Raw genomic sequence first — 9,395 nt, forward strand, 5'->3', positions numbered from 1 at the left:
GGCCTACCATCGAGTGCATGGACAGGGAGGCCGACGTGACCATCTCGGAGAGCGACCGCCTGCACTCACAGCTCAGCCGGTTCGAGGGCATGTTCCCGGGCTACCGGACGGAGATTGTCGAGGGCAACATCGTGATGAGTCCGGTAAAGCCCCACCACGCCAGGACCATTCGGCTGCTGTGGAACGCGTTGGAAGCGCAGCTGGCGGCGGAGTGGGGATTCATCAGCGATGTCGCGGTGCCGATCGACGGTGACAACGAGTTCTGCCCGGACCTCGCGGTGGTCCCCGCCACGGAGGCGGACCGGTACCTCAGCGCCTACCCGCCGGATCTGATCGAGCTCACCGTCGAGGTCGTGTCCCCCAGCAGCGTCCGCAACGACTACGTGGTCAAGGACCAGGCCTACGCTCGGCGCGGCATCCCGCACTACCTGGTCTTCGACCCGTACCGGGCGCACTGCGTGACGCTGTGGAACCCGGGGCCGGACGGTTACCGGGGCCGGGACACCGTCCCGTACGGCGAAACGGTCACCGTCGACACCGGCATCGGCAAGCTGCGGATCGACACGAGCGCCCTTCCCGTGGACCCGAGCGTCACCTGACCCGCACCCTGCCCGGTGTGGCCGGATAGTCTCGGAGTCATGACTGACGGCAAGCGCACCCCGTGGGTGGTCGGGGTTTCCGGGGCGTCCGGGACGCCGTACGCGGCCGCGGTGATCCGCGGGCTGCTGGCGGCGGGGGAGAGCGTGGACCTGGTGGTCAGCCGGGCGTCGCGGCTGACCCTGCTCGACGAGACGGGGATCGCCTTCCGCGACGCGCACTGGCGGGACGATCTCACCACCTGGTTGGAGCACGGGGCGGACGGCAAACCGGCGACCTTCGCACGGCCGGAATTGGACGACGTCCGCTACTGGGGTGCCGGCGACCTGGCCGCCGGGCCGAGCTCGGGCTCGTACCCGGTGAAGGGGATGCTGATCGTGCCGGCGTCCACGGCCTGTGTGGCGGGGGTGGCGCTCGGGCTGTCGAAGGACCTGCTCCAGCGCGTCGCGAGCGTGACGCTCAAGGAGCGGCGGCGACTGGTGGTCGCGGTGCGGGAGACCCCGCTGAACGGGCAGACGTTGAAACACCTGGTGACGCTGGACGAGGCGGGCGCAGTGGTGCTGCCCGCCTCTCCGGCGTTCTACTCGGGGGCGACGCACATCCAAGACCTGGTGGATTTCGTCGCGGGGCGGGTGCTGGATGCGGCAGGGGTGCCGCACCGGCTGTACCGCCGGTGGGAGGGGGAGCTCGGTGGCTCCCGCACTCCCCGGGAGGCAAGCGGTGCCTAGCGCTTCTTGGCGGTGTGCGGCTTGCGGGTCTTGTCGACGCGGTGGGCGGCGGCGGGCTGGTCAGTGCGGGATCGGTTGGCCAGCTCCTGGAGCTGTCGCATGTGCGCGTAGGCCATCTCGATCGTGTACACGGTGAACCACTCCTGATGCTCGTCAGATCTCATTGATCTGTTGAAAGATTCACAGGGTGTTGACCCTGTGCGCCTTTGATTCTATACGTAAACTTGCGGGATCGCCGAATAATGGAAGGCTCCAGGTATATGGACGCGGTGGATAGGCAGCTCATCCAGGCACTCCGGGAGAACGGACGTGCCTCGTACGCGGAGCTGGGCCGGCTCGTGGGCCTCTCCGGCCCCAGCGTCACCGACCGGATCAACCGGCTCGAAACGGCCGGCGTCATCACCGGCTACCGCGCGACCGTGGACGCGGCCTCGCTCGGCCTCGGCGTCACGGCGCTCATCGGCATCTCCCTCTCCGACGCCGCCGACCACGAGGACGTGGCCCGGCGACTGCGCGACCTGGCGGAGATCGAGGACTGCTGGTTCATCGCCGGTGACGACTCCTTCATGCTGAAGGTGCGGGCCAGCGACGTGGACGGGCTGGAGAAGATCATCCGGAAGCTCTCCGGGACCAAGGGCGTCTCCCGTACCCGCACCACCATCGTGCTCTCCACGAAGTGGGAGAACCGGGTCGGGGAGCTGCCCGAGGAGCGCTAAGAGTACGGTTGCGGGGTTGGGCAAGGACTGTCCGTACAGGGCAGTGCGGACAGGCAGGACACAGAGGAGGCGGCCGGCCGATGACTGCATCTATCAAAGATGTAGGGCTCAAGCGCGAGCTGGAGGAGAAGGTTCGCTCCGGGGAGCGGCTGACCCGTGAGGACGGCATCGCCCTCTACGAGTCCGACGACCTGGCCTGGCTCGGCGGTCTCGCCCACGAGGTGCGCACGCGCAAGAACGGCGACGTCGTCCACTTCAACGTGAACCGCCACCTCAACATGACGAACGTGTGCACCGCGTCGTGCGCGTACTGCTCGTTCCAGCGCAAGCCGGGCGAGAAGGACGCGTACACGATGCGCATCGAGGAGGCCGTGCGCCTGGCCAAGGCCATGGAGAACGAGAACCTCACCGAGCTGCACATCGTCAACGGCCTGCACCCGAGCCTGCCGTGGCGGTACTACCCGCGTTCGCTCTCCGCGCTGAAGGAGGCGCTGCCGAACGTCTCGCTGAAGGCGTTCACGGCGACCGAGATCCACCACTTCGAGACGATCTCCGGGATGTCGGCCTCCGATATCCTGGACGAGCTGATCGAGGCCGGTCTGGAGTCGCTCACCGGCGGTGGCGCGGAGATCTTCGACTGGGAGGTCCGCCAGCACATCGTCGACCACCGCACCCACTGGGAGGACTGGTCGCGCATCCACCGGCTCGCGCACGAGAAGGGTCTCAAGACCCCGAGCACGATGCTGTACGGGCACATCGAGGAGCCGCGCCACCGCGTGGACCACGTACTGCGGCTGCGCGAGCTCCAGGACGAGACCGGGGGCTTCCAGGTCTTCATCCCGCTGCGCTACCAGCACGACTTCGTGGACGTGAAGGACGGCAAGGTCCGCAACCGGCTCCAGGCGCGGACGACGATGGCGACGGGAGCCGAGGCGCTGAAGACCTTCGCGGTCTCGCGGCTGCTGTTCGACAACGTGCAGCACGTCAAGGTGTTCTGGGTGATGCACGGCGTGCAGACCGCCCAGCTCGCGCTGCAGCACGGTGCGGACGACATGGACGGCTCGGTGGTCGAGTACAAGATCACGCACGACGCGGACAACTACGGCACCCCGAACAAGCTGGGCCGCGACGACCTGCTGGAACTGATCCGCGAGGCGGGCTTCCGCCCGGTCGAGCGCAACACGCGCTACGAGGTCATCCGCGAGTACCCCGGCCCGGACGCGGGTCTGCGCGAGTCCCCGCAGGCGATGCGCGTCTGACGCGTCAACAGCAGGTGCGCAAGGCCCCGGTCCCCCGCGGACCGGGGCCTTGCGCATGTCGCCCCGCGTTCTCGATTCTCGTTGCCGAGGCGGCGTGTAATAGATAATCTTCCATCATGACCCTTACCTTTACGGTCGATCCGGTGGTCGACCCCGCGCTGCGCGACGGCATCGTCGAGCTCTGGACCGAGGTCTCCAACGCCGGCGGCGCCGTCGGGTTCGTGCCGCCCGTCACCGCCGATGACGTCCGGCCCGAGCTGGTCAAGCACCTCGTGGCGATGGCCGAAGGGCGCCACCGACTGGTCGTCGGCCGCGACGCCGACGGGCGGGTCCTGGCCGTCGCGTTCCTCGCGTTCAACGCACACCGGCTCCAGCGGCACTGGGTCTGGGCCTACACCGTCATGGTCAGCCCCGGCCTCCAGGGCCGGGGGGCCGGTCGGGCGCTGATGGAGGCCGTGGCCGGCGCCGCGCGCTCGTTCGACGGCGTCGAGGCGATCCGGCTCGGTTGTCGCGGCGGCATGGGTCTCGAACACTTCTACGCGGCCTGCGGCTACAAGGAGGTCGGCCGCGTCCCGGACGCGATCCGGGTGGCCCCCGGCGACGACCGCGACGACATCACGATGCTGCTGCCGCTGCACTGACGCCCGCGGGGCTCCGCGGAGCCCCGCCGGGCCCTACCGACCCCCGCTCGGGTGACCCCGCCGGGCCCGGTCCGGGGTCCGGCGTGCTTCACTGGACGGGCACGTGACGACGTACCGACGAGAGAGAAGGGGTCACCGTGTCCCTCAAGCCGAGCGCGACGATCCGCTACACCGCGATGCGCCTGGGCATCTTCGTCGGATGCCTCGTCCTGGTCGCCGTCCTGGTCAACGTGGGCTGGATGCCCGCGGGCCTCGGTGACGCCAACTTCGCCTGGGTCGTGCTGCTCGCCCTCGTGCTCTCCGCGCCGCTCTCCTTCGTACTGCTGCGCAAGCAGCGCGACGAGATGTCCGAGCAGATCTCCGGCCGCGTCGCGGGCGCGAAGGAGCGGCTCGCCGCGAACCGCTCCCAGGAGGACGCGGCCGACGACGCCGCGCGCGCGTGAGCGCGTAAGGCTCCGCCAAGGGCCCACCAAGGCCTGCTAAGGCCCGCCCGGGCCAGCCGCGGCCTGTTGGCTTCCTCACACATCGAACCGCCCCAGTACCGGGAAAGCCCCCCGTGTGCTGGGGCGGTGGCGTTTTCCGGGAGGGGGGTGGCGCTCCCGTGCACCCCTGGCTCAAAGTGCACCTTTGAGATCCTCAAAGGGAAAGTGTTAGCGTGTTAAACATGTTGACCACAGTTGCGCACGAAATGACCACGAGCGTTCTGCTCGTGGCGCGCCTGCACGTCGACCTCTGCCGCCGTGTGTCCGCGGCCTGTTGTGGCTGTCGCTGATCCCGCGCCCTTCTTCCCCTCTGCAGCTCTCTTTGCGCATCACCCCCGGAGTGTGTCCGTGTCCGCGACCCCTCAGGCCCCCGCCAAGGCCTCCTTCAAGTTCCCGTTCTGGGCCCAGATCGTCACCGGCCTCGTGCTCGGCGTCCTGTTCGGCTGGCTCGCCCGCAGCCAGGACGTCAGCTGGCTCGCCACCACCCTCGAACAGATCGGCGACATCTTCGTCCAGCTGCTGAAGCTGGCCGTGGCCCCCCTCGTCTTCTTCGCGATCCTGGTGTCGATCACCAACCTGCGGAAGGTGAACAACGCCGCCCGGCTCGCCTCCCGCACGCTGCTCTGGTTCATGATCACTTCGCTGATCGCCGTCGGCATCGGCCTCGCGATCGGCCTGCTGACCAACCCGGGCGCCGGCACCGGCCTCACCCCGCAGGACGGCAAACTGCCCAAGCGCACCGGCTCCTGGCTCGACTTCCTGACCGGCATCGTGCCGAAGGACGTCATCACGCCCTTCACCGAGCTGAACGTGCTCCAGATCGTCTTCCTCGCCGCCGTCGCCGGTATCGCCGCCCTCCAGTTGGGCAGCAAGGCGCAGCCGGTCCTGAACGTCGCCGAATCCGTCCTGGAGCTGCTCCAGAAGGCCCTGTGGTGGGTCATCCGCCTCGCCCCGATCGGCACCGTCGGACTGATCGGCACCGCGATCGCCTCGTACGGCTGGGAGCTCATCGGCAAGTACGCGACCTTCACCGCGGACGTCTACGTCGGCTCGGCGCTCGTGATGTTCGGCGTCTACCCGCTGCTGCTCGCGACGGTCGCCAAGGTCAACCCGATCCAGTTCTTCAAGGGCGCGTGGCCCGCGATCCAGCTGGCCTTCGTCTCCCGCTCCTCGGTCGGCACCATGCCGGTGACCCAGAAGGTCACCGAGCGGCTCGGCGTCCCGAAGGAGTACGCCTCCTTCGCCGTCCCGTTCGGGGCGACCACGAAAATGGACGGCTGCGCCGCGATCTACCCGGCGCTCGCCGCGATCTTCATCGCGCAGATCTTCGACGTGCAGCTGACGATCACCGACTACCTGCTGATCGCCTTCGTCTCGGTGGTCGGTTCGGCCGCCACGGCCGGTCTGACGGGCGCCACCGTCATGCTGACGCTCACCCTCTCCACCCTGGGCCTGCCCCTGGAGGGCGTCGGCCTGCTGATGGCGATCGACCCGATCCTGGACATGATGCGCACCGCCACGAACGTCGCCGGGCAGGCCCTGGTTCCGGTCGTTGTCGCGGCCCGCGAGGGAATCCTGGACAAGAAGGCCTACGAGACCGCGTCGTCCTCCCCGCTGGAGGAGCGCGTCCCGGTCGCCGTCGCCGCCTGACGGCTCCGGCCGCCCGCAGCCCCCGCCGCAGCCCCCGTCCAGTCGGCCGGGGGCTGCGGTGCGTTTTACCGGTCAGGGCCGTTCGCACCGACGCTGATGATGCATTAACTTGTCTGCTCTCGCGGGCAGTTCACCCGCGAACGCCGGTCACCGGGAGGAACAGGGTGCTGTCGGAAACTCTGGAGATGCTGGCTGCATCGGGCGGCGCGGCTCTGGTGAGCGCGGCCGCGACGGATGCATGGCAGACGACGCGGTCCGGCTTCTCCCGGCTCCTGGGACGTGGGAACCCGCAGACCGAACAGGCAACGGCCGGCCGGCTCGACCGCCTTGCCGTGGAAGTGAGCCGGGCGGCCTCCCCTCAGGAGCTGGAGTCCGTCCGACGCGACCTCCAGGCGGAGTGGCGTGGCCGACTGAAGGACCTCCTGGAGGAGCAGCCCGAGCTCGCGGCCGAGCTCGGCGAGCTGATCGACCGCGTCGAGGGCGAGCTGCCGGCGGCCCAGCAGACCTTCGTACAGAACAACACGGCGTACGGGGGCGGGATCCAGAACATCACCCAGAGCGGCGACATCATCGTCGGCGACGCCGGCCGGCCGCGGCGGTGAGCACGCCCGACCAGCCCGGTAGCCAGAACAATGCCGCCCACGACGGCGGGGTGCAGAACATCGCCCAAGGCGGCAACGTCTACAACCTCAACGTGTACCCGCCGGGTTCCGGTGAGTCCGGCGGCGCGCCAGGCGAGACGATACCGTCCGGGCAGCGCGGACGGGCGTTATCGGGCCGAAAGCTTGCCCTTGCCGTCGGCGGCGCCGTTGCGGTGATCGCCGTGCCGACGACGATCCTGGCCATGCAGTACGGCCTGCTGAGGACCGAGAACGTCGACAGTGCCCGCCCGGCCGAGTCCGGCGCGGTGTCCCCGACCCCGACCTCACCCAGCGCCTCCGCCACCGCACCGTCCACCCCGCCTGCGTCACCGAACACGGGCAACGCCGGGCAGACCGTCTCCACCGGGGGTACTCCGGCCCCGGCGCCCGCGCCGTCGACGGGGCCGACGCGCCGGTCAGCTACGGCGAGTTCCCCGTATCCGTCCAAGGACGTGGCCTGCACGACCAGATGGCTCCCGACCAGCGTCATCAACATCGACATGCAGCCCTGCACCCAGGCGGCTAGCGGGACGGGAGCGGCCCAGTTCGGTGTCATGCTGAGGAACGCGGGCGCCACCCAGCTGGTCGTCACGGTGTCCGTGAAGCCCGTCGTGAGCGGGGACTACGGAACATGCCCGTTGCATGCGGGGCCATGGCGGCAGGTCGTCATCGACCCAGGCAAGGTCTGGTACAGCTCGTTCGCGGACTGCTCGGTCAGCGGATCCGTCAAGGGGCACCGAGTGCAGTCCTCGGCCCGGGTCGCCGGCGAATCCGCCAGCGATACGGAAGTCGGGGACGCCAGGCTTGGCCTCGGGCGGGCATTCGACATCAGCACGAACGGTACGGCCACGCCCGCCTGAGACGGCTCAGCCCAGGGATACCCCGCGGAAGTAGGCGGTCGCGGCGAGGACGAGGGGTACGGCGAACCACCAGCGGCTCATCGTCCGGCGGTACACCGGGAGGAGCGAGAGCAGCAGCCCGGCGAAGCTGATGCACAGCGCGACGGCGCCCATCGCGTGGATGTCGTCGCGCGTGCGGTGGTCTTCAGGGGCGATCGGGTCCGCCGTCAGCATGAGGACGCAGATGTACACCGCGGGCAGGTAGATGAGCGCCAGCGGAACGCACAGCACCCACTGGAGGCAGCCCCGGTCCTCGGGCAGGTCGATGCTCTCACGCCCGTACGTCATCGCATTGCGTCCTTCACGTTGCCGAGGTTGTTGCGGAAATCATCGCCGTAGTCCTGGGCCTTCTTCGACTCCCAGTACGGGCCGCCGTTGTAGCGGGCGGCGATCTCCTGCATCTGGGCTTCGGTCAGCTGGTCCGCCGGGACGTTCGCGTAACCCGTCTCCTCCTTGATCTGGGCCAGGAAGCCGGCTGCGATGAAGGCGTTCTGCTTCGGGTCCTGGAGTGCGGACTTCACCACGTTGCGCTGCTGTTCGGTGAGGTGCTCCGGGTCGTAGCCGAGTACCTCGGCCCCGCGCCGCAGCTGGACGGCGATCGGCCCGAAGGAGGTCTCGTCGGGTTTGCCGCCCGCCCGGTCCGGCAGGTTCTCGGGCGTGACGGGGCTCAGGCCCCACGGGGCGTCGGCGGCCTGGCGGAAGAAGTCCACGCCGTCGTCGAAGATGCCCGGCTGCCCGCCGACCTCCTTCCAGGCGATGCCTGCGACCATCTCCTCCGGCAGACCGGCGCGCTGGGCCGCCGCGCGCAGGATCTCCTTGTTGTTGCGGATCCATTCGGCGCGGCCCTCGTCGGACTGCGGTGGGTCCCAGTAGTTGTCGTCCGCCTCGGGCAGACTCGCCACCCGCATCCGGATGTCGCGCAGTTCGGGGGAGACCGGGTCGTTGCCGAACGGCGCGGTCATGTCCTTCTTCGGGCCGCTGCCCGGCAGGGCGGTCAGGGGGTTGGTGCGGGCCTCGGCCGCCTCGCGGCGGATGTCGGCCATGGCCGCGTAGACGTCGACCCGGCCGGCGGTGCCCTTCAGCTTGAACTCGGGCAGCAGCTCGTACGCCTGCTTCAGCGCGTGGACGCAGACGCTGCGCGCCTCCTGCTCGGCCGTCTTGGCCAGGTAGAAGCTGCCGCCCGCGTCGTCGTGCAGCCGGTTGGCCTCGTCGCGGATGTCGTCCACGTCCATGGTGATCTCGGCGAAGAAGTCCATCACCCCGGTGGTGGCCCGCATGTCCTCCCACTGGCACATGGGCTCCGCCTCCTGGGCCGTGCGCGTGATCGCGGTGCCCTTGGTGGCGATGAGCGCGGCGAGCTTGCGTTCGGTGCGCTTGCCGTTCCCGTAGTGGGACTTGGCGGTCGTCAGGGCCGCCGCGTACGCGTGCAGGGCGCTCGCGGCCTTGTCGAACCCCTCGGCCATGTGGACCACGAGCTGGCGGGCCTCCGACAGGCGTGAGGTGTACGTGTGGCTGCCGTCGCTGTGCCATTCCGTACCGGTCTCGGCGCGGCGGGCGGGCTCCTCGGCCTGCACCAGCAGATCGCGCAGGCGCTTGAACTCGGCGGCGTTGCGTTCGACAAGCGCCGGGTTGCACTCCTCCAGGAACTCGACGTCCTTGCGGTGGCTCAGGCTCACCTGATTTCTCCCAGGAGGCTCCGCCCTTTAGGGCGGGGAGGAATGGGTCCTTGGTTCGGAGCCGCGAAGCGGGGGAGTTCTCTGCGCATCTGTTCTGACCTGCGCT

General features: G+C 69.2%; 12 protein-coding genes. 9 read left to right on the forward strand and 3 right to left on the reverse strand.

All coding sequences use genetic code 11. The features are described from left to right. Nucleotides 1–17: 17 nt before the first annotated feature. Both ABZZ20_RS25105 and ABZZ20_RS25110 read left to right on the forward strand, forming a co-directional pair. Entirely contained in the window at nucleotides 18–599 is a 582-nt protein-coding gene (locus ABZZ20_RS25105; RefSeq protein ID WP_356873154.1) for a Uma2 family endonuclease, read from the forward strand. 39 nt (nucleotides 600–638) lie between these two features. Beyond that, on the forward strand, nucleotides 639–1,325 hold the full coding sequence (locus tag ABZZ20_RS25110) for a UbiX family flavin prenyltransferase (RefSeq protein ID WP_356873156.1): 687 nt from the start codon (nucleotides 639–641) through the stop codon (nucleotides 1,323–1,325). On the opposite strand, the gene ABZZ20_RS25115 is transcribed toward ABZZ20_RS25110, so the two are convergent. Next, complete coding sequence (locus ABZZ20_RS25115; RefSeq protein WP_356873300.1) at nucleotides 1,322–1,489, reverse strand: hypothetical protein; 168 nt, start codon at nucleotides 1,487–1,489, stop codon at nucleotides 1,322–1,324. The genes ABZZ20_RS25110 and ABZZ20_RS25115 overlap by 4 nt on opposite strands. A 96-nt stretch (nucleotides 1,490–1,585) precedes the next feature. Here ABZZ20_RS25115 and ABZZ20_RS25120 point away from each other — a divergent pair, with 96 nt between their 5' ends. The 7 genes from ABZZ20_RS25120 to ABZZ20_RS25150 all read left to right on the forward strand — a co-directional run bounded on the left by ABZZ20_RS25120 (nucleotide 1,586) and on the right by ABZZ20_RS25150 (nucleotide 7,574). After that, nucleotides 1,586–2,041, forward strand: coding sequence for an Lrp/AsnC family transcriptional regulator (locus tag ABZZ20_RS25120; protein WP_356873158.1), 456 nt, complete (start codon nucleotides 1,586–1,588; stop codon nucleotides 2,039–2,041). Nucleotides 2,042–2,121: 80 nt separating this feature from the next. After that, nucleotides 2,122–3,300: an aminofutalosine synthase MqnE gene (mqnE, locus tag ABZZ20_RS25125; RefSeq protein ID WP_356873160.1), complete on the forward strand. Its 1,179-nt coding sequence runs from the start codon at nucleotides 2,122–2,124 to the stop codon at nucleotides 3,298–3,300. A gap of 116 nt (nucleotides 3,301–3,416) precedes the next feature. After that, entirely contained in the window at nucleotides 3,417–3,941 is a 525-nt protein-coding gene (locus ABZZ20_RS25130) for a GNAT family N-acetyltransferase (RefSeq protein ID WP_356873162.1), read from the forward strand. A 137-nt stretch (nucleotides 3,942–4,078) separates the two neighbouring features. Next, a complete protein-coding gene (locus ABZZ20_RS25135) occupies nucleotides 4,079–4,384 on the forward strand; it encodes a DUF4229 domain-containing protein (RefSeq protein WP_356873164.1) in 306 nt (101 codons plus the stop codon). A gap of 381 nt (nucleotides 4,385–4,765) precedes the next feature. Further along, a complete protein-coding gene (locus ABZZ20_RS25140) occupies nucleotides 4,766–6,073 on the forward strand; it encodes a dicarboxylate/amino acid:cation symporter (protein WP_356873166.1) in 1,308 nt (435 codons plus the stop codon). A gap of 185 nt (nucleotides 6,074–6,258) precedes the next feature. Then, nucleotides 6,259–6,675, forward strand: a complete 417-nt coding sequence (locus tag ABZZ20_RS25145; RefSeq protein WP_356873168.1) for a hypothetical protein — start codon at nucleotides 6,259–6,261, stop codon at nucleotides 6,673–6,675. Further along, nucleotides 6,672–7,574, forward strand: coding sequence for a hypothetical protein (locus ABZZ20_RS25150; RefSeq protein ID WP_356873170.1), 903 nt, complete (start codon nucleotides 6,672–6,674; stop codon nucleotides 7,572–7,574). The genes ABZZ20_RS25145 and ABZZ20_RS25150 overlap by 4 nt, the downstream gene beginning before the upstream one ends. A 6-nt stretch (nucleotides 7,575–7,580) precedes the next feature. Here ABZZ20_RS25150 and ABZZ20_RS25155 read toward each other — a convergent pair whose 3' ends face one another. Both ABZZ20_RS25155 and ABZZ20_RS25160 read right to left on the reverse strand, forming a co-directional pair. Further along, on the reverse strand, nucleotides 7,581–7,901 hold the full coding sequence (locus ABZZ20_RS25155; protein WP_356873172.1) for a hypothetical protein: 321 nt from the start codon (nucleotides 7,899–7,901) through the stop codon (nucleotides 7,581–7,583). Further along, nucleotides 7,898–9,289, reverse strand: coding sequence for a hypothetical protein (locus ABZZ20_RS25160; RefSeq protein WP_356873174.1), 1,392 nt, complete (start codon nucleotides 9,287–9,289; stop codon nucleotides 7,898–7,900). Before ABZZ20_RS25160 ends, ABZZ20_RS25155 begins: the two co-directional genes overlap by 4 nt. Nucleotides 9,290–9,395 lie beyond the last annotated feature (106 nt).

It is taken from the genome of Streptomyces sp. NPDC006430 (genome assembly GCF_040612395.1).
Taxonomy (GTDB): Bacteria; Actinomycetota; Actinomycetes; order Streptomycetales; family Streptomycetaceae; genus Streptomyces.

What these genes read in the sequence shown, in the direction of transcription:
- ABZZ20_RS25115 (WP_356873300.1), bottom strand. Translation starts at nt 1,489, where the DNA reads ATGAGATCTGACGAGCATCAGGAGTGGTTCACCGTGTACACGATCGAG.
- mqnE (WP_356873160.1), top strand. Translation starts at nt 2,122, where the DNA reads ATGACTGCATCTATCAAAGATGTAGGGCTCAAGCGCGAGCTGGAGGAG.
- ABZZ20_RS25120 (WP_356873158.1), top strand. Translation starts at nt 1,586, where the DNA reads ATGGACGCGGTGGATAGGCAGCTCATCCAGGCACTCCGGGAGAACGGA.
- ABZZ20_RS25155 (WP_356873172.1), bottom strand. Translation starts at nt 7,901, where the DNA reads ATGACGTACGGGCGTGAGAGCATCGACCTGCCCGAGGACCGGGGCTGC.
- ABZZ20_RS25130 (WP_356873162.1), top strand. Translation starts at nt 3,417, where the DNA reads ATGACCCTTACCTTTACGGTCGATCCGGTGGTCGACCCCGCGCTGCGC.
- ABZZ20_RS25110 (WP_356873156.1), top strand. Translation starts at nt 639, where the DNA reads ATGACTGACGGCAAGCGCACCCCGTGGGTGGTCGGGGTTTCCGGGGCG.
- ABZZ20_RS25105 (WP_356873154.1), top strand. Translation starts at nt 18, where the DNA reads ATGGACAGGGAGGCCGACGTGACCATCTCGGAGAGCGACCGCCTGCAC.
- ABZZ20_RS25145 (WP_356873168.1), top strand. Translation starts at nt 6,259, where the DNA reads ATGCTGGCTGCATCGGGCGGCGCGGCTCTGGTGAGCGCGGCCGCGACG.